This is a genomic window from Micromonospora globbae, assembly GCF_003610785.1.
GTDB classification, from domain to species: Bacteria; Actinomycetota; Actinomycetes; order Mycobacteriales; family Micromonosporaceae; genus Micromonospora; species Micromonospora globbae.
The window spans coordinates 81,323-99,527 of the sequence record NZ_RAQQ01000016.1; the positions used below are offsets into that span (position 1 = coordinate 81,323).

The 18,205-nt window shown below is 76.0% G+C and carries 13 protein-coding genes; 8 read left to right on the forward strand and 5 right to left on the reverse strand.

Annotated elements, in window-relative coordinates:
* Positions 1-56: 56 nt before the first annotated feature.
* The 5 genes from D7I43_RS21420 (at position 57) to D7I43_RS21440 (ending at position 5,114) form a co-directional block, all read left to right on the forward strand.
* Entirely contained in the window at positions 57-1,523 is a 1,467-nt protein-coding gene (locus tag D7I43_RS21420) for an MFS transporter (protein WP_192902224.1), read from the forward strand.
* 108 nt (positions 1,524-1,631) lie between these two features.
* On the forward strand, positions 1,632-2,531 hold the full coding sequence (locus D7I43_RS21425) for an ABC transporter ATP-binding protein (RefSeq protein WP_120330329.1): 900 nt from the start codon (positions 1,632-1,634) through the stop codon (positions 2,529-2,531).
* A gap of 2 nt (positions 2,532-2,533) precedes the next feature.
* Positions 2,534-3,340, forward strand: a complete 807-nt coding sequence (locus D7I43_RS21430) for an ABC transporter permease (RefSeq protein ID WP_120330330.1) — start codon at positions 2,534-2,536, stop codon at positions 3,338-3,340.
* Positions 3,341-3,366: 26 nt separating this feature from the next.
* Complete coding sequence (locus tag D7I43_RS21435) at positions 3,367-4,494, forward strand: sensor histidine kinase (RefSeq protein WP_147427277.1); 1,128 nt, start codon at positions 3,367-3,369, stop codon at positions 4,492-4,494.
* Positions 4,491-5,114 (forward strand): response regulator transcription factor, encoded by a 624-nt coding sequence (locus D7I43_RS21440; protein WP_120330332.1) that lies wholly within the window; start codon positions 4,491-4,493, stop codon positions 5,112-5,114. The genes D7I43_RS21435 and D7I43_RS21440 overlap by 4 nt, the downstream gene beginning before the upstream one ends.
* Positions 5,115-5,174: 60 nt before the next feature.
* Here the strand turns inward: D7I43_RS21440 and D7I43_RS21445 are convergent, their stop codons facing one another.
* Positions 5,175-6,092 carry a L,D-transpeptidase gene (locus D7I43_RS21445; protein ID WP_120330333.1) on the reverse strand — a complete coding sequence of 306 codons (918 nt, stop codon included), beginning with the start codon at positions 6,090-6,092 and terminating at the stop codon, positions 5,175-5,177.
* Positions 6,093-6,253: 161 nt separating this feature from the next.
* Positions 6,254-7,699: an alpha-amylase gene (locus tag D7I43_RS21450; protein WP_120330334.1), complete on the reverse strand. Its 1,446-nt coding sequence runs from the start codon at positions 7,697-7,699 to the stop codon at positions 6,254-6,256.
* 282 nt (positions 7,700-7,981) lie between these two features.
* Between D7I43_RS21450 and D7I43_RS21455 the strand changes: the two genes are divergently transcribed.
* On the forward strand, positions 7,982-9,721 hold the full coding sequence (locus tag D7I43_RS21455; RefSeq protein WP_120330416.1) for a CPBP family intramembrane glutamic endopeptidase: 1,740 nt from the start codon (positions 7,982-7,984) through the stop codon (positions 9,719-9,721).
* Positions 9,718-11,184 carry an NADH-quinone oxidoreductase subunit NuoF family protein gene (locus D7I43_RS21460; protein ID WP_120330335.1) on the forward strand — a complete coding sequence of 489 codons (1,467 nt, stop codon included), beginning with the start codon at positions 9,718-9,720 and terminating at the stop codon, positions 11,182-11,184. The genes D7I43_RS21455 and D7I43_RS21460 overlap by 4 nt, the downstream gene beginning before the upstream one ends.
* 150 nt (positions 11,185-11,334) lie before the next feature.
* Here D7I43_RS21460 and serS read toward each other — a convergent pair whose 3' ends face one another.
* The 3 genes from serS to D7I43_RS21475 form a co-directional block, all read right to left on the reverse strand.
* A complete protein-coding gene (gene serS, locus D7I43_RS21465; RefSeq protein WP_120330336.1) occupies positions 11,335-12,621 on the reverse strand; it encodes a serine--tRNA ligase in 1,287 nt (428 codons plus the stop codon).
* An 82-nt stretch (positions 12,622-12,703) separates the two neighbouring features.
* Positions 12,704-13,780, reverse strand: coding sequence for a DNA polymerase III subunit beta family protein (locus D7I43_RS21470; RefSeq protein WP_120330417.1), 1,077 nt, complete (start codon positions 13,778-13,780; stop codon positions 12,704-12,706).
* Positions 13,781-13,850: 70 nt separating this feature from the next.
* Entirely contained in the window at positions 13,851-15,044 is a 1,194-nt protein-coding gene (locus D7I43_RS21475; protein WP_120330337.1) for a saccharopine dehydrogenase family protein, read from the reverse strand.
* Between the two features lie 174 nt (positions 15,045-15,218).
* Between D7I43_RS21475 and D7I43_RS21480 the strand changes: the two genes are divergently transcribed.
* On the forward strand, positions 15,219-18,182 hold the full coding sequence (locus D7I43_RS21480; RefSeq protein ID WP_120330418.1) for a winged helix-turn-helix domain-containing protein: 2,964 nt from the start codon (positions 15,219-15,221) through the stop codon (positions 18,180-18,182).
* Positions 18,183-18,205 lie beyond the last annotated feature (23 nt).

Sequence of the window (18,205 nt, forward strand, 5' to 3'; positions counted from 1 at the left end):
TGATAGAACAGTGTTCGTTAACGAACAGTGTTCGACTCTGGTTTCGAGGAGATCCCATGTCCCAGGCCGCCGTGGGGGAGACGGGCGTCGCCCCACCCACCGACACCACACCCGCGCCGTACCGCTGGCGGTGGCTCGCCCTCGCCGTCATCCTCGCCGCGGAGGCCATGGACCTCCTCGACGCTCTCGTCACCAACCTCGCCGGCCCGGCGATCCGCGCCGACCTGGGCGGCTCCGCCACCCTGATCCAGTGGCTCGGCGCCGGCTACACGCTCGCCATGGCCGTCGGCCTGGTCACCGGCGGCCGCCTCGGCGACCTCTACGGCCGCCGCCGCATGTTCCTCGTCGGGGTGCTCGGCTTCACGGCCGCCTCGGCGCTCTGCGCCCTCTCCGTCGCCCCCGGCATGCTTGTCGCGTCCCGGGTGGCGCAGGGCCTGTTCGGCGCGGTGCTCATCCCGCAGGGCCTCGGCATCATCAAGGAGGTCTTCCCGCCCCGGGAGATGGCCGCCGCCTTCGGGGCGTTCGGCCCGGTCATGGGGATCTCCGCGGTGGGCGGCCCCATCCTCGCCGGCTGGCTGGTCGACGCCGACATCGCGGGCACCGGCTGGCGCGCGATCTTCCTGATCAACCTGCCGATCGGGCTGCTCGCGACGCTCGGGGCGCTGCGCTTCCTGCCCGAGTCGCGCTCGACGCACGCCTCGCGGCTCGACCTGCCCGGCGTCGGGCTGGTCGCGGTCGGCGCCGTGCTGCTCGTCTACCCGCTCGTGCAGGGCCGGGAGCAGGGCTGGCCGGGCTGGATGTTCGCCATGCTCGCCGCCGCGGCCGTCGTCTTCGCGATCTTCGCCCGCTACGAGGTACGCCGCCAGCGCGCCGGCCGCGACCCGCTCGTCGTGCCGACGCTGTTCCGGCGCCGGGCGTTCACCGGCGGCCTCGTGGCCGGGCTGGCGTTCTTCACCGCCCTCACCGGCTTCTCCCTGGTGTTCAGCCTCTACCTCCAGCTCGGCCTCGGGTACTCGCCGCTGCACGCCGGCCTGGCCGGAGTGCCGCAGGCGCTCGGCATGGTGATCGCCTTCGTGATCGCCGGCGCCGGCCTGGCCCGCCGGCTCGGCCGTACGCTCATCCACGCCGGCCTGCTCGTCGTGCTCGCCGGCGTCGGCGGGATGCTGCTGACCCTGCGGCTGGCCGGCCCGGACGTCACGCCGTGGCGGCTGGTCCCGGCGCTGCTCGTGGTCGGGTTCGGGATGGGCCTCGTGATGGCCCCGTTCTTCGACATCGTGCTCTCCGGGGTGGAACCGGCCGAGACCGGCTCGGCCTCCGGCACCCTCACCGCCGTGCAGCAGCTCGGCGGCGCGCTGGGCGTGGCGCTGCTCGGCACCGTCTTCTTCGCCCGCCTGCCCGACGACGGCGCGGGCAGCGCGGTCCGGGCCACGCTCTGGGTGGAGGCCGCGCTGCTCGCGGTCACGGTGGCGGCGGCGTTCCTGCTGCCCAGGCAGGCCCGGGAGCCGGAACCGGGCCAGCACTGACCCGACGGGCGGGGGCGGCCGAGGTCGCCCCCGCCCTGACAAATGTCATGGCCGGAACGTGACGGCCGCTCGGGGCGCGGGCACCGGGCCCGCCGGAGCATGGCTGCCATGACCAGTACGCACGCGGCCGTCGAGCTGAGCGGCCTCACCAAGACCTTCGGCGCCGTCACCGCCGTCGACGGGCTGAGCCTGCGGGTCGAGCCCGGCGAGGTGGTCGCCTTCCTCGGCCCGAACGGCGCCGGCAAGACCACCACCATCGACATGCTGCTCGGCCTGGCCCGCCCGGACGCCGGGTCGGCGCGGATCCTCGGCGGCAGCCCGGCGGACGCGATCGCCCGCGGCCGGGTCGCCGCGGTGCTCCAGACCGGCGGGCTGCTCAAGGACCTGACCGTCGGTGAGACCGTGCGGCTGACCGCCAACTTCTACCGGCACAGCCGTTCCGCCGAGGAGGTGCTCGAGCGGGCCGGGATCACCGACATCGCCGACCGGGTCGTCGGGCGCTGCTCCGGCGGCCAGCAGCAGCGGCTGCGCTTCGCGCTCGCCCTGCTGCCGGACCCGGACCTCATGGTGCTCGACGAGCCGACCACCGGCATGGACGTCGAGGGGCGGCGCGAGTTCTGGCAGGCGCTGCGGCACGACGCCCGGTCCGGGCGGACCGTCATCTTCGCCACCCACTACCTCGACGAGGCCGACGCGTACGCCGACCGGATCGTGCTCGTCCGGCAGGGGCGGATCGTCGCCGACGGCACCACCGCCGAGATCAAGAACCTGGCCGCCGGGCGGCTCGTCCGGGCCACCCTCCCCGGCGCCGACCAGGCCGCGCTCGCCGCGCTGCCCGGCGTCGACGCCGTCGAGGTACGCGGCGACAGCGTGCTCGTGCACACCTCCGACTCCGACCGGATCGCCCGGCACCTGCTCACGCGGACCGAGGCGCGGGACGTCGAGATCACCTCCCGCAACCTCGAGGACGCCTTCCTCGCCCTCACGACCGACCAGACCGGAGCCTGACGATGACCACCGCCCTGCCCACTACCGCCACCGACCGCGGCGTCCAGGCCGACCGGCGGCCGCCCGCCCTCGGCGGGTTCTCCCCGGCCGCGCTCCGCATCGAGCTGCGCCGGGTGCTGCGCAACCGCCGCACGCTCGCGTTCACGCTCATCATGCCGGCCGTCTTCTTCCTCATCTTCGGCCTGCCGCAGCGCGGGCAGCAGCTCGACAGCGGCAACTCGGTGATCGCGTACATCATGGTCAGCCTGGCCGTGTACGCGGCCATGGTGGCCACCACCAGCATCGGCGCCGCGGTCGCCACCGAGCGGGCACTGGGCTGGAGCCGGCAGTTGCGGCTCACGCCGCTGCGCCCGACCGCGTACGTCGCCATGAAGGTGGTCACCGCGATGGCCCTCGGCCTCATCGCCGTCTGCGTCGAGTTCGCCGTGGGCGCCGCCGCCGGCGTACGCCTGTCCGCCGACGTGTGGCTGCTCACCGGCCTCGGCGCCTGGCTCGGCTCGCTCGTCTTCGCCGCCTTCGGCCTCTTCGTCGGCTACCTGTTCCCGGCGGAGAACGTCATGCAGTTCATCGGCCCGATCCTGGCCGTGCTGGCCATGTTCGGCGGGCTCTTCGTCCCGCTCGAGGTGCTGCCCGACGTGCTCCAGCACGTCGCGCGGTTCACCCCGGTCTACGGCGTCGGTGAACTCGCCCGCGCCCCGCTGACCGGCGACGGGGTGAGCACGGGGGCGATCGCCAACCTGGCCGTGTGGACGGTCGTCTTCGCGGTCGGCGCCGCCCGGCTGTTCCGCCGGGACACCGCGCGGGTGTGACCGCGCCGACCGCTAGCGTGGACGCGATGACGACGGGCCCGTACCAGCCGGTGGGCCGCAAGTGGCGGCTCCTCGGCTGGTTGCTGGCCGCCGTCTGGCTGTTCTTCCTCAACGTGCCGCTGGCCACCGCCCTGCGCCAGGACGAGATCTGGCGCAGGGCGCTCGGCGTGGGCACGCTGATCGCCTTCGGCGTGGCGTACGTGCTGCTGTTCGAGTGGGCCCGCTCGCATCGGCAGCGGAACCGGCCGATCCCGCCGGCGCCGGCCGTGGCGGGCCTGCTGGGGCTGCTCGCCCTCGGCGTGCTCGGCATCCCGGGCACCGACGGGGACTGGATGACCACGCTGGTCTTCGTCGCCGCGGCCGCGGTGTTCCTGCTGCCCCGGGTGTGGGCGCTGGTCGTCGTGGTGCTGGCCGTGCTGGTGCCGGTCGTGCTGAGTTACCTGGTGCCCGCCTGGGCGACGGAGAGCACCATCGTCTTCGCGGTCCTGCTCGCCTCGTTCGCCATGTTCGGGGTGTCCGCCCTGGCCCAGCGCAACGGCGAACTGCGCGCGGCGCAACAGGAGATCCGCCGGCTGGCGGTCGCCGAGGAACGGGCCCGGACGGCGCGGGACCTGCACGACATCCTGGGCCACTCGCTCACGGTGGTGGCGATCAAGGCCGAGCTGGCGGGACGGCTCGTGGAGGTGGACCCGGCCCGGGCGGCCACGGAGATCGCCGAGGTCGAGCAGCTCGCCCGCGCGGCGCTGGCCGACGTACGGCGGACCGTCGGGGCGTACCGCGACGTGCGGCTGGTCGAGGAGCTGGCCGGCGCCCGTACCGCGCTGGCCGCCGCGGGCATCGCCGCCGACCTGCCGGCCGAGCTGCCGGCGCTGCCGCCGGAGCGGGACCAACTGTTCGCGTGGGCGGTACGGGAAGGGGTGACCAACGTGGTCCGGCACAGCGGAGCACGGCGTTGCACGGTCCGGGTGCGCCCGGACGCCGTGGAGGTCAGCGACGACGGGCGGGGCCCGACGGCGGAGGCCGCGACGGCCGGACACGGCCTGGTCGGCCTGCGCGAGCGGGCGCAGCGGCTCGACGCCACGGTGACCGTCGGCCGGCGCCCGGACGGGCCCGGCTTCGTGCTGCGGGTCGGCCTGCCGGCGGGTGCCCGGTGAGCGAGCCGATCCGGGTGCTGCTCGCCGACGACCAGGCGCTGGTCCGCGGCGCGCTGGCCGCGCTGCTCTCCCTCGAACCGGACCTCACGGTGGTGGCGGAGGTGGGCCGGGGCGACGAGGTGGTGCCCGAGGCGCGGCGGACCGCGCCGGACGTGGCGCTGCTCGACGTGGAGATGCCGGGGCTCGACGGGATCGCCGCCACCGCCGCCCTGCGCGCGGCGCTGCCGACCTGCCGTGTGCTGGTGGTGACGACGTTCGGCCGCCCCGGCTACCTGCGGCGCGCCATGGAGGCTGGCGCCAACGGGTTCGTGGTGAAGGACACCCCGGCCCGGCAGCTCGCCGAGGCGGTGCGCCGGGTGCACGCCGGGCTCCGGGTGGTCGACCCGACGCTGGCGGCGGAGACGCTGGCCACGGGCGCGAGCCCGCTCACCGAGCGGGAGACCGACGTGCTGCGCGCGGCCCGCCACGGGGGTACGGTCGCCGACCTGGCCGCCGCGCTGCACCTGTCGGAGGGGACGGTGCGCAACCACCTGTCGGCGGCCATCGGCAAGACCGGCGCCCGGAACCGGGCCGAGGCCGTGCGGATCGCCGAGCAGAACGGCTGGCTGCTGGGCGACTGAACCCGCCCGCCGGCGCTGTGGTCCCGGTCCTTCGCGCCGGACGGAGCGGGGGCGGGGCGCTCAGGCCGTGGGGGGTGGTTCGGGCAGCTCCTCGACCACCACGACGCTGCTGCCGGGGCGTACCTCGGCGAGCAGCTCCCGCTGCCCGCTGCGGGTCAGCCGGATGCAGCCGTTCGTGGTGTTCTCGCCCAACTCGCCGTCGTGGTACCAGGTGTGCAGGCCGATGTGCGCCCCGCGCAGGCCGGTCGGCACCGCGTCCGGGTCGTCGGGCACCGAGCCGAGGGCGAAGATGTCCACCCCGCCGTACACGTCCTGCGGCGGCGGGGTGCGGCCCAGGATGAAGGTGCGGCCCAGCGGCGTCTCCTGCCCGCGCTGGCCGAGGCTCACCTCCCACGACCGCACCGCCCGCCCGGCCCGGTACCAGGTGAGCCGGTGGCGGCGGCGCTCCACGACGATCTGGTCGCGCAGCGGCACCGTCGTGAACCCGCCGGGCGGGAGCCAGGCGAGCCGGCGGTTGGCCGAGGGGAGCAGCACGGCCGTCCATCCGGCGCGGCGCTCGGCGATCGGCACGGTGAGGTCGACGCCGCTGATGGTCGGGGCGAGGTACGCCACCGGCCGCCCGCCCGGCGCGTCGTACGCCGCGATCTTCCGGCTGGGTCGCAGCCCCTCCGTCAGCGGGGTGGTGTCCATCGTGGCGGGATCGGCCGGGAAGCCGGCGGGCGCGGGATCGTACGTGACCACCGGCAGCCCGGGCGGCGCCGGCGCGGCGGGCGGCACGGTCTCCTCGGCGCCCTGGTCGACGTCGCTCGGCTCGGGCCCGGGCACGGACGTGGCCGGTGCGGCCTGCCGGGCCACCGGCTCCGCCCGGGGCGTCAGGGCCAGGCCGGTGAGCAGCGCGGTCACGAGCAGCGCCGGTACGCCGAGGCCGGCGGCGACCCAGCCCCGACGGCCCCGAGGGCTCATTCGGTCAAACGACACAAAGGCACTGTACGAGGTATCAACGCCCCGAACAGGCCGATGCCGCGAAACGCGCCGTGCGGACCGGCGCGCGCACCGGCCGGGCGTGGCACGGCCCGGGCGGGCCGGGGTGGCCGGGCGGTCCGGCCGGCGCGTGGGCCGGTGGACCGCCCGGTCCGGTGCTACAGGCGGGCGCCGACGTGGATGGCGACCGCGTCGTGCGCCGGGATGTCGGCGGCGAACCATCCGTTGCCGTCCACGGTGATCACCGGCCCGCTGCAGGAGCCGTTGCTCCAGGTGCCGTGGATGACGTCGCAGTAGCGGCCCGCGGGCAACCCGGCGTGGTAGGAGCGCCCGGTGATGGCGTGGTCCTCGTCGTTGATGGTGATGTAGCCCTTGCCGGCCCGGCTGAACGCGATGTGGTTGTTGCCGTTGTCGTACCAGTTGGCGACGCCGGCCCCCTCGGTGGCGTTGCGGAAGCCGACCATGTTGGCGATCACCGGCCAGCGGTGCTCGCACTCCCAGCCGGAGTAGCAGGTGGTGTTCAGCGTGCGGCCGGCGCCGTCCGAGGGCGGCCCCTGGTCGCGGTTGCCGAAGGTGTAGCTCGACATCACCGTCGGGGAGCCGTACGGCCACGCCAGCATGAAGGCGTTGGCCAGCGCGTAGATGCCCCGGTCGCGGTAGGTGAGCACCCCGCCGTCGCGCTGGGTGTCGTGGTTGTCGACGAACACCGCCGCCGAGCCGCTGGGCAGGTGGCCCCAGCCTTCGCCGAAGTTGCGCAGGTAGGCCAGCCGCTCCGACCGGAAGACCCGGGCCAGGTCCCGGCCGTAGCGGAACTCGTGCACGTCGCCGTTTCCGGTGTACTCCTCGGGCTGGATCGGCTCGCCCGCGCCGTGGATGACCTCCTGCACGAGGTACGCGGGGCGGGAGAGCCGCGCCCTGAGCGCCGCGATGTCCGCCGCGGGCATGTGCTTGCTGGCGTCCATCCGGAAGCCGTCGACACCGAGGGAGAGCAGGTCGTTGAGGTACGCGGCGAGCCGGTCGCGGACGTACGTCGACTCGGTCCTCAGGTCGGCGAGGTTCACCAGCTCGCAGTTCTGCACCTCGTAGCGGTCCTGGTAGTTCACGATGTCGTCGTTGCCGTTGCGGCCACAGTGGTGGAAGTCCTGCGTCTGGTAGATGCCCGGGTAGTCGTAGTGGCCGTACGACGAGCCGGCCCACCCGGTGCCGCCGGCGTCCTGCCCGGACATGTGGTTGACCACGGCGTCCACGATCACCTTGACGCCGGCCGCGTGGCACGCGTTCACCATGGCCTGGAACTGGGCCCGGGTGCCCTTGCGGGACTCGATGCGGTAGCTGACGGGTTGGTACGCCACCCACCACTGGGAGCCGCGGACGTGCTCCTGGGGTGGGGAGACCTGGACGAAGCCGTAGCCCTTCGGGCCGAGGGTGCTCTGGCACTCGGCGGCGACCGAGGGCCAGTTCCACTCGAAGAGCTGGACGATCACCTTCTTGTTGCCGGTGGGGGCTGCGGCGGCCGGGGGCGCCGTCACGGCGGTGGGGACGAGCAGGCTGGCGAGCATGCCGGCGGCGAGGATCGCCGAGCGGCATCGACGGCGATGCGTCATCGGTGACTCCTGGGGGACGGGGGCGGGGCAGCGGGGGCTGCTGCCGGAATCTTGCAGCAGGAGCTGAAATTTTCGGAAAGGTTACAAGCGTGTTGCAGCGACTGTCAATGGATGTTCGTCTATCGACGGCGCTCGGGTGCCGCTACACGCGCGAGGACACCGCGCGGTTCGATCCCGCGGGAAACTTCCCCGGCCCCGGTGATCCGTCCACGGGCCCGCTCCGTACTGACGGGGGGAGCGGAGTCGGCCGGCGGTCCGCCGCCGTGGACGATCGAGGAGCAGATGGCCCGGGTCAGGGAGAACCAGAAGGCGACGGCGGTCCGGACCAGCACCAGCAGCCGGGGGGTACGGGCGCCGTCCCGGTCCGCCGTGGGCGTGCTGATCGTGTCCACGCTCGCCGCGCTGTGGGCCGCCGTCATGCTGACCGGTGCCGGTCAGCGGGCGTACGCGTACGGCTTCTTCTTCACCGAGTTCTTCGCCGGGGTGGTGACCCTGGTCGCGCTCAGCCTCACGGTCATGCTCGGCCTGCTCGCCACCGACCGGCTCGTGCTGCTGATCCGGCACCGGGTGCTGCTCCAGTCGGCGCACCGGGCCACCGGCGTCCTCGGTGTCGTCGGGCTCGGGTTCCACGTGCTCACCAAGATCGCCACGGGCCGGGCGGCGAGCACCGACGCCGTGGTGCCGTTCGTCTCCGGCGCCGGGCTCTACGTCGGACTCGGCACGGTGGCCGCCCTGCTGATGGTGAGCGTGCTCTGGACCGGGGTCGTCCGGGCCCGGTTCGCCGGCGTCGGCCCGAGGTGGCTGTGGCGGGCGCTGCACTCGACGGCGTACGTCTCCTGGCCGTTCGCCCTCGTCCACGGCCTCAACGCCGGGCGGCCCGCCAGCTCCTGGGTGGTGCTGAGCTACCTGGCCTGCGTGGTGCTGGTCGTGCTGGCGCTGCTGGTCCGCCTCTCGGTCACGCTCGGCCGGCGCAGCCGCGAGCAGCAGCAGGCCGCCGCCATGAACACGGCGCTCGCCGGGCGACCGGCCGAGGACGGCCGCGGCCGGTCGGTCCTGGCCGGGTGGGGCCGTCGGGGCGCGGCCCGGGCCGCCGAGATCGCCCGGCGGCGGCGCGAGGCCGAGTGGGCGCAGGCCACCGCCGAGCTGTCCGTGCCGGCGAACGGCCGGCGGCGGGACGCCGACCGGTTCACGGTTCCCGTGGTTCCCGAGCCGGGCAGCCTCCGCGAGCCCGGTGGCCGGCGTGGGCGGGCCGAGGTGGTGGCCGAGTCGGGTGGTCGGCGTGGGCGGGCCGAGGTGGCGGCCGACTCCGGTGGTCGGCGTGGGCGGGCCGAGGTGGCGGCCGAGCCCGGCGGCCGGCGCGGGCGGGCCGACGATGCGGCCGGTCGCGGCCGGCGTTCGCGGGACGCGCGGCCGGCCGCCCGGTACCGCGAGGAGGAGTACGAGCCCGCCCCGCCGCGGGACGACGAGTTCGCCCCGGTGGCGGGAGGCGCCGACGAGTCGCCGGCGCGGCGGTCGCGGCGACGCCGTGCCGAGGAGCCCGAACCGACCCGGCGCGGCCGGGGCGCGGCACCGGCGGCCCGCCGGCGCGCCGAGGACCGCGGCGAGGCCGACGACGCCTGGTACGCGACGCTCGGCGCCGACCGGCCGGAGGAGCCGTGGACCAGCCCGCGTCGCTGGGAGACCGAACCGGTGTCGGCCGAACCGGTGACGGCGGCACCGATCTCGGTCGGGCCGATCTCGGCGGGGCCGGTATCGGCCGAGCCGATCTCCGCGATGCCGCGCAGCGGCGGCGGCCGGCACAGCGCCGAGGACGACGTGCCGGAGGAGCCGGACTACTGGCGCCCGCCGGCCCGGTACGTGCCCGAGGAGGTGCCGGCCGACGACACCCCGACGCTCGTGGACCTGGCGTCCCGGCGGGCGCGGCGGGCCGCCGGCGAGGGCCGTTCGGCGCGCCGGCGCCGGGCCAACGCCGAGGCGGTGGACGGGGCGTACTGGGCCGGGCTGCGGGGTGAGGCGAAGTGAAGCGGACCACCGTGCCCCCGGTGGCCTGCGTGGGCGAGCCCCGGCTGACCGCCGGCTTCGCCGAGTTCGGCCGGCTGGACCTGGCCGCGCACGAGGAGGTGCACGGGCCCGTCCGGCCGCTGGAGCCCGCCGGCCTGCTCCGGCTCGCCGAGGGGATCCAGCTCAAGGGCAAGGGCGGCGCGGGCTTCCCGTTCGCCCGGAAGGTGCGGGCGGTGCTGGAGTCCTGCGAGCGGCAGGACCTGGGCGCCGTGGTGGTCGTCAACGCCACCGAGGGGGAGCCGGCGAGCTGGAAGGACAAGGTGCTGCTCACCCGGGCGCCCCACCTCGTCCTCGACGGCGCGGCCCTGGCCGCGTACGCCCTGGACGCGGAGGAGATCGTGATCGGCGTCGCCGACGACGGCGTGGGGCGCGACTCGCTCCTGGAGGCGCTGGCGGAGCGACGGATGCCGGTGCCGGCGAGCGTGGTCACCGTCCCGCACCGGTTCATCTCCGGGGAGGGCGGGGCGCTGGTCAACGGCATCAACGGGTTGCCGCACATCCCGCCCGGCACCAAGAAGCGCTCCAGCGACTCCGGCGTGAGCGGCCTGCCCACACTGCTCTCCAACGCGGAGACGTACGCCCAGCTCGCGGTCGCCGCGCGGCTCGGCGCGTACGAGTACGCGGCGCTCGGCACGGACGACGAACCCGGCACCGTCCTGCTGACCGTCACCGGCGCGGCCGGCCGGCCCGCCGTGGTCGAGTGCGCGGCCGGCACCCCGCTGCGGGACATCCTCGACCTCTGCGAGGTGCCCGAGGGGCCCGGCATCCTCACCGGCGGCTACCACGGCAAGTGGATCACGGCGGAGGCGGCGGACCGGGCCGAGATCTCCCGCAAGGGGATGGCCGCGGTCGGCGGCACCCTCGGCGCCGGCATCATCGTGCCGCTCGCCGCCGACACCTGCCCGCTCGGGGAGGCGGCGCAGGTGGTGCGCTACCTGGCCGGCGAGTCCGCGGGACAGTGCGGGCCGTGCAAGCGGGGCCTGCCCGACCTCGCCCGGGCCGTGGACCTCGCGGTCGCCGGCAGCCAGCCCGCCGACATCGTCCGCGCCGCCGCCGGCGAGGTGAAGGGGCGCGGGGCGTGCAGCCACCCCGACGGCACGGCGCGGTTCGCGCTGTCCGCCATCGAGGTCTTCGCCGACGACCTGCGCCTGCACTCCACCGGCGACGGGTGCGGCCGGCGGGTGAAGGGCGTCATGGGGCTGCCCGGCGCCCCCGACCCCAACCCGCAGAAGCTGACCCTCGACTGGTCCCGCTGTGACGGGCACGGGCTGTGCGCGCACGTCGTGCCGGACTTCATCCGACTCGACCCCAACGGCTATCCGGCCTTCCCCCCGACTCCGGTGCCGACGTGGCTGCGCGAGGGCGCCCGCAAGGCCGTCAAGGTCTGCCCCGAGCTAGCCCTACGCCTAACCAAGGCCGAGTAGCCCCAAGCCCCCCGCGCCCGCGCCCCCGCCCCCTGCTCCCGTCGATCTTGCAGTTTCCGCCCCGGCAAAAGCCGCGATTCACCACGAATCAAGGGCCGAAAGTGCAAGATCGGCGGGGCGGGGGGGCCGGGGGGCGGGGGGGCGGGGGGGTCAGCGGGCTGGGGTTAGGCGGTCGGTGCCGAGCCGGTCGCGGAGCACCTCGGGCACCAGCACCGAGCCGTCGGGCTGCTGGAACTGTTCGAGGACGGCCGGCAGGAGCCGGCTGGTGGCCAGCGCCGAGCCGTTGAGCGTGTGCACGAAGCGGGTCTGCTTGCCGCCCGGCTCCCGGTAGCGGATCGCCGCCCGGCGCGCCTGGTAGTCACCGGCCCAGGAGACCGACGACACCTCCTTGTACTTGCCCATGCTCGGCATCCACACCTCGATGTCGAGGGTCTTGCGCATGGACGCGCTGGCGTCGCCGGCCGACAGCAGGCTGCGCTGGTAGTGCAGCCCCAGCTTCTCCACCAGGCTCTCGGCGTGGCGGACCATCTCCTCCAGCGCCGCGTCCGCCTGCTCGGGCAACGTGAACTGGAAGATCTCCACCTTGTTGAACTGGTGGCCCCGCACCGTGCCGCGCTCGTCGGAGTGCGCGCCGGCCGCCTCTCGGCGGTAGCACGGCGTGTACGCGAACCGCTTCAGCGGCAGCGCGGCCCGGTCGAGGATCTCGTCCTGGTACGCGCCGAGGATGGCCGTCTCGGCCGTGGGCAGCAGGAACTGCCCGCGCGGCGCCGACTCCCGGTCGAGGTGGTAGACGTCGTCGTAGAACTTCGGGAACTGGCCGGCCGCGTACCCGGCGGTGTCGAGCAGCAGGTGCGGCGGCAGCAGGAACTCGTAGCCGGCCCGGACGTTCTCGTCGACGAAGAAGTTCAGCAGCGCCCACTCCAGCCGGGCGCCCATCCCCGTGTACATCCAGAAGCCGGAGCCGCCGAGCTTCACGCCCCGCTCGTGGTCGACGAGACCCAGCAGCCGGGACAGCTCGACGTGGTCGCGGACCTTCTCGATGGTCGGCTGCTCGCCGAAGGTCCTGACGACCCGGTTGGCCTCCTTGCCCCCGGCCACCACGTCGTCGGCGGGCAGGTTGGGCAGCTCGCTCATGGCGGTACGCAGCCGGCCCTGCACCTCGTCCAGCTCGGACTCCAGCTCGGAGAGCTGCTTGCGGCCCGTCTCGGACGCGACGACCTCCGGCTCACGGCCGGCGCGCTTCGCCTCCGCGTACGCCCGCGCCTCCGCCTTGCGGCGCTGCCGCTCGGCGTCGATCTCGCCGATCAGGGCACGGCGCTCCTGGTCGAGCCGCTGAATCTCGTCCAGCGCCCGGTTGACCTCGGCGGGATCCAGACGCTTCGCCAGCGCGGTCGCCACCGCCTCGCGATCCTTCCGGATCAACTCCATGTCGAGCATGCTGCTCCGTACGCCTCCGTCCGGCAGTCGGGTGGACCACCAGATGCTACCGTCGCGCCCCGTCCCGGCCCGGGCCGGCCGGTCAGAGCCGGATCGGCATGAGGATCGAGAAGGACTCCTCGTCGTCGGGGCGGCGTACGGCCAGCGGGGCGATGGGGCCGTCCAGCTCCAGCACGAGCTGCGTCCCGCCCGCCGCGTCCAGCGCGTCGAGCAGGTAGTCGCCGTTCACGCCGATCCGCAGCCCGCCGTCGGGACCGCCCTCGCCCGGGTCGAGCAGCCGCAGCCCGCCCCGGTCGTCGAGGCCGAGCACGGTCACCGCGACCGGTACGCCGTCGTGGTCGCGGGCCACGGTCGGGGCGTCGGGGCGGCGCAGCGCGGCCCGCAGCGCCGCCGCGTCGACCGGGATGCGGTGCGCCGGACCGTCGCCGGTGGCGGCCCGGACGAGCCGGCGGTAGTCCGGGAAGTCGTACGGCAGGGCCGTCGCGCTCGCGGACCGGCCGGCGACCGACACCGCGACCCGGGTGCCCTCCACCGTCAGGTGGGCCTCCGGGGTGCTCCCGGCGCCGGTGTCCAGCAGGGCCCGGACCTCGTCGACGAAGCCGGCCGGGACGAGGACCCGGACCGCCGGCCCCTCCGTCCGGGCGGCGTCGGCCCGGGCCAGCGCCAGCCGGTGCCGGTCGGTGGCGACCAGCCGGACGGCGTCGGGCTCGACGTCGAGGAGGACACCGGTGAGCACCGGCAGCTCCGGGTCGGTGCCGACGGCGAACCGTACGGCGTCCACGGCCCGCGCCAGGTCGGTGCGGGACAGCATCAGGCGGGTGGCCACGGCGGGCTCCTCGGGGCCGACGAGCGTACGGATGCGGGAGAGCTCCCGGCGGGCGTCGGCGAGACCGTCCTCCAGCCGGCGCAGGTGCGCGTCCAGCAGGCGGTGCACGGCGGCCGGCTCGGACCGGACGGCGGCGGCGATCTCGGGGACCGGCATGCCGACGCGGCGCAGGCCGGCCACCAGGCGGGCCGGGGCCACCTGGTCGTCGGTGTACCAGCGGTAGCCGGTCACCGGGTCGACCAGCGCCGGGACGAGCACCCCGGCCGAGTCGTAGAACCGTAGGGCGCTGACCGTGAGGCCACTGGCCCGGGCCAGCTCGCCGATGCTGCGCAGTCCGCTCTCCACGGCGACCGATCCTGCCCTCTCAACCTGGTCGAGGGTCAACCCACGAGCTGTGGACACGTCACGACGGCGTCCCGGCGGGCGGGTCGATCACCCGGAACGTGATCCCCGCCCGGGTGAGCCGGTCGAGCAGCGCCTCGCCCATGGCGGTGACCGGCGTGAGCTGACCGGCGGCCGGGGGCAGGTCGTCGAGGGCGAGGCAGAGCGCCGACTCGGCGAGCATCTTCGCGGTCTCCTCGTAGCCGGGATCGCCGCCGGCCACCTCGGTGCGGACCTGCCGGCCGCCGCCCGTACCGACGAAGCGGACCCGGAACCACGAGCGCGCCCGCTGCTCCGGCGTGGGCCCCTGCCCGGAGGCGAGCCGGCCGAGCAGCCAGCGCCGGCTCGGCCCCAGCCGCATGAGCCCGGCGGCGCCGCCGAGCGCCACGGCGGCGGCCAGCACGGTGGGCAGCCGCTTCACCGCGGCGAAGTGCCGGTAGCGGAAGTCCGGACCGTACTCCGGGCGGGCGGCGGCCGACCGGCGGACCACCTGCGGGTCGATGGTGGGCAGCGGCACCGCCCACATGCCCAGCTCGGGGGAGCGGGAGAACCGGCCCGGGACCGCGCGGACCCGCCGCCCCCGCGGCCGGGGCTCGACCGCCCGTCGCTCGCGGGCCACCCGGCTCGCCTCCGACGTGCGGGAGAAGGAGATGAGCGCCGAATGGTACGTCCCGGCGGAGAACCGCCCGCCCGCGCGGACGAACCCGTCCACGGCGATCGGCACGTCGGCGGGGAGCTGCCGGACGGTGAACCAGGCGCCCAGGTCGTGCGGGATCGAGTCGAAGCCGCAGGCGTGCACGAGCCGCGCCCCGGTACGCACCGCCTCGGCGTGGTGCCGCAGGTACATGAGGTCGACGAACTCGGGCTCGCCCGTGATGTCCACGTAGTCGGTGCCCGCCCGGGCGCACGCGGCTACCAGCGGTTCCCCGTGCCGGATGAAGGGGCCCACGGTGCTGGCGACCACCCGGGTGCGCTCCGCCAGGGCCCGCACCGAGTCGGGGTCGGACGCGTCGGCCGTCAGCATCGGCAGCCCGGCCAGCGCCGGGTCGACGGCGGCGAGGCGGTCGCGGACCGCGCGGAGCTTGTCCGGATCACGCCCGGCCAACGCCCACCGCAGCCCGGGCGGCGCGTGGCGGGCCAGGTACTCGGCGGTCAGGCCGCCGGTGAACCCGCTCGCCCCGAACAGCACCATGTCGTACGTCCGCTCCCCGGCCATCCCGCGAGTCTGCCACCGGTCCGCCTCGCACGCCGTCCGCGTCCGGATCGTCCCCGGGCGTCCGTCCCACGCGACGCGGCGGGCTCCCGCCGCTCGCCCCGAAGGGGTGAACCGCCCCGCGCCGGGTAACCGCCCGCCGACCGGGGGTGGAACGCGTCCGTGGGGGTGGGCCGGATGCCGGAGCAGGCAAGTGACGTACGGGTGGAGGCCACGCGCCGGCTCGGTCCGCCGCTGCTCGCGTCCCGGCTGTCGCCGCCCGCGCCGCCCGAGCCGGTGGTGGCCCGGCCCCGGCTGCTGCGCCGGCTCGACGCGGGCGCCGCCGGACCGGTCACGCTGGTCAGCGCGCCGGCGGGCTGGGGGAAGACCACGCTGCTCGCCGCCTGGACCCGCCTGGCCGGCGCCAGCGCGGGCGAGGGCGCCGACGTACGCGGGGACGGCAGCGTCGCCGACAGCGACCGTCCCGCACCGGCGTGGCTGTCCGTCGAGGCGGGCGACGACGGCGACCGCCTCTGGTCGTACCTCGCGGCGGCCCTGCGCGCCGGCGCGGGTCCGGCGCACGACGACGCTCCCGTCCCGGACCGGCCACCCCGCCCCGACCAGCTGGAACTGCTCGCCGCCGCGCTCGCCGCCCGCGAGCGGCCGGTGCTGCTCGTCCTCGACGACCTGCACCGGGTGACCGACCCGGCGGCGCTCTCCGGCCTGGACTTCCTGCTCCGCCACACGGAGCAGCGGCTGCGCCTGGTCATCGGGGCGCGGGCCGGGCTGCCGCTGCCGGTGCACCGCCTGCGGCTGTCCGGGGAGCTGACCGAGATCGGCCCCGACGATCTCGCGTTCACCGACGACGAGGTGGCCGACCTGCTGGCCGCGCACGGCGTGACGCTGCCGGGGGAGTCCCTGCGCCGGCTGCGGACGCGGTCCGGTGGGTGGCCGGCGGCGCTCCGCTTCGCCGCGCTGGCGCTGCGCCGGCAGCCCGACCCGGCCCGCTGGGTCGAGCAGTTCGGCGGGGACCAGCCCGACATCGCCGGGTACCTGCACGAGGAGGTGCTCGCGGCCGTCGACCCGGCCGCCCGCGACCTGCTGCGCCGCACCGCGCTGGCCGAGACCGTCTGCGCCGACCTGGCCGACGCCCTCACCGGCGGGTCCGACGCCGAGCGGGTCCTGGCCGGCCTGGCCGGCGACGGCGGGCTGCTCAGCCGCGACGAGAGCCGACCGCCGTGGTACCGGTGCCACCCGCTGCTGGCCGACCTGCTCCGGGCCGAGCTGGCCCGGCTGCCCGACGAGGAGGTGCGGGAGCTGCACCTGCGGGCCGCCGGCTGGTACGCCGACAACGGGCGGCCCGCCGAGGGGCTGCGGCACGCGCTCGCCGCCGGCCACTGGGACCGGGCGACCGAACTCTTCGTCGCGCGGTGGCCCGAGCTGGCCCCGTACGACGGGGGCGAACCGGCCGGTCCCGCCCCGACGCCCCCGCCGCCCGAGGCCGTACGCCGCGACCCGGAACTCGCCCTCGCCTGCGCGGCCGAGCGGGCGAACGCCGGTGACGGGGCGGCGGCCGCCGCGCACCTGCGGGCCGCCGCGGCGTACGCTGGCACGCTGCCCACGCCCCGCCGGGACCGGTTCCTCCGGCTCGCGACCGCCGTGGAACTCACCCTGGCCCGGCTCGCCGGCGACCACCACGAGGTACGTGCCGCGGCCGCCCGCCTGATCCGCGCCCGGGGCGCCCCGCCGCCGTCCCCCGCCCCCGGAGCCGTGGGCGAGGTTGCCGCGCGCGGCGGGGTGGCGCGCCCGGAGGTCTCTCCCCGTACCGGCGAGGCAGCCGAGCCGCGGACGCCGCCGCCCGGGACCGGGGTGGCCGGGGCACGGACGTCGACCGCCAACGAGGTCCCGGAGGCGCTGGCGCCGAGCACGGCGGGACCCCGGGGCGGCGCCACCGAGGACGCCGACCTGCGCGCGTTCGCCGGCACGGCGCTCGGCCTCGTCGAGCTGGCCGAGGGGCAGCTGCCCGCCGCGCGCTTCGCCCGGGCCCTGCACGCGGCGCGGGAGGCCGGACGGCCCCGCACCGAACTGGTCTGCCTCAGCCGGTCCGCGCTGCTGCAGGCGATGCGCGGGGAGTTGCGCGCGGCGGAGACGTCGGCGCGGGCGGCCCTCGCGATGCCGCCCTGCCACGGCTGGGCGTGCCGGCTCGACTGCGCGTACGCCCACCTGGCCCTGGCCCTCGTGGCGCTGCACCGCGACCGGCCCGAGGAGGCCGCGGCGGACCTGGCGCTCGCCGGGCCGGCGACCGGCGGCGAGCCCGGTGCGGCGCCGGGACCCGGGGAGGCGGAGACGGCCGCCGCCGCGGTGGGGGCGCTCTGCCGGGCGCTGCTGCTGCACGACCGCAACGAACCCGCCGCCGGCCACCGGATCCTCGCCGAGGCCCGGCAGCGGCTCGCCGGCCGGCCGCAGGCGGCGGAGCTGACACACCGGCTGCTCGCCGCGGACGCCGACCTGCTCGGCGCGCGCGGCGACCTCGACGCCGCGCGCGACCTGCTCGCCGGGCCGGTCCACGAGCGGGTGGAGCCGGTGGCGCCGCTCGCGGTGGCACTGGCCCGCGTCGAGCTGCGCGCCGGCGATCCCCGGGCCGCCGGGCGGGTGCTGCCGGACTGGGAGGGGACCGACGCGGCCGGCTGGCCGTTGCCCGTACGCCTCGAGGCCGGCCTGCTGCACGCGGCCCTCGCCGGTCGGGACGGGGACGCACGCCGCGCGGGCCGGCTCCTCGAACAGGTGCTCGACCTGGCCGCCCCGGACGGCTTCCGCCGGGTCTTCACCCGTGCCGACCCGGCGGTGCGGGACCTGCTCGCCGCCCACCTCGACAGCGGCACCGCCCACTGGTCGATGGTGAGCGACCTGGTCCGGGTCGCCGACGAACCGGCCGAGCGGGGCGCGGCCGAGCCGGGCCCCACGCTGGAGGAGCCGCTCACCGAGCGGGAACTCACGATCCTGCGCTACCTGCAGAGCATCCTCTCCAACGTGGAGATCGCCAGCGAGCTGTCACTGTCGGTCAACACGGTGAAGACGCACGTGCGCAACATCTACCGCAAGCTCGACGCGACCCGCCGGCGCGAGGCGGTGCGCCGGGCACGCGAGCTGCGGCTGATCTGAGCACGCGCCGCCCGCGACCCTGG

Excerpts from the sequence above, each read along its gene's own strand:
- serS (WP_120330336.1), bottom strand. The coding sequence starts at position 12,621 with ATGCTCGACATGGAGTTGATCCGGAAGGATCGCGAGGCGGTGGCGACC.
- D7I43_RS21420 (WP_192902224.1), top strand. The coding sequence starts at position 57 with ATGTCCCAGGCCGCCGTGGGGGAGACGGGCGTCGCCCCACCCACCGAC.
- D7I43_RS21475 (WP_120330337.1), bottom strand. The coding sequence starts at position 15,044 with ATGGCCGGGGAGCGGACGTACGACATGGTGCTGTTCGGGGCGAGCGGG.
- D7I43_RS21435 (WP_147427277.1), top strand. The coding sequence starts at position 3,367 with ATGACGACGGGCCCGTACCAGCCGGTGGGCCGCAAGTGGCGGCTCCTC.
- D7I43_RS21480 (WP_120330418.1), top strand. The coding sequence starts at position 15,219 with ATGCCGGAGCAGGCAAGTGACGTACGGGTGGAGGCCACGCGCCGGCTC.
- D7I43_RS21455 (WP_120330416.1), top strand. The coding sequence starts at position 7,982 with ATGGCCCGGGTCAGGGAGAACCAGAAGGCGACGGCGGTCCGGACCAGC.
- D7I43_RS21425 (WP_120330329.1), top strand. The coding sequence starts at position 1,632 with ATGACCAGTACGCACGCGGCCGTCGAGCTGAGCGGCCTCACCAAGACC.
- D7I43_RS21450 (WP_120330334.1), bottom strand. The coding sequence starts at position 7,699 with ATGACGCATCGCCGTCGATGCCGCTCGGCGATCCTCGCCGCCGGCATG.
- D7I43_RS21430 (WP_120330330.1), top strand. The coding sequence starts at position 2,534 with ATGACCACCGCCCTGCCCACTACCGCCACCGACCGCGGCGTCCAGGCC.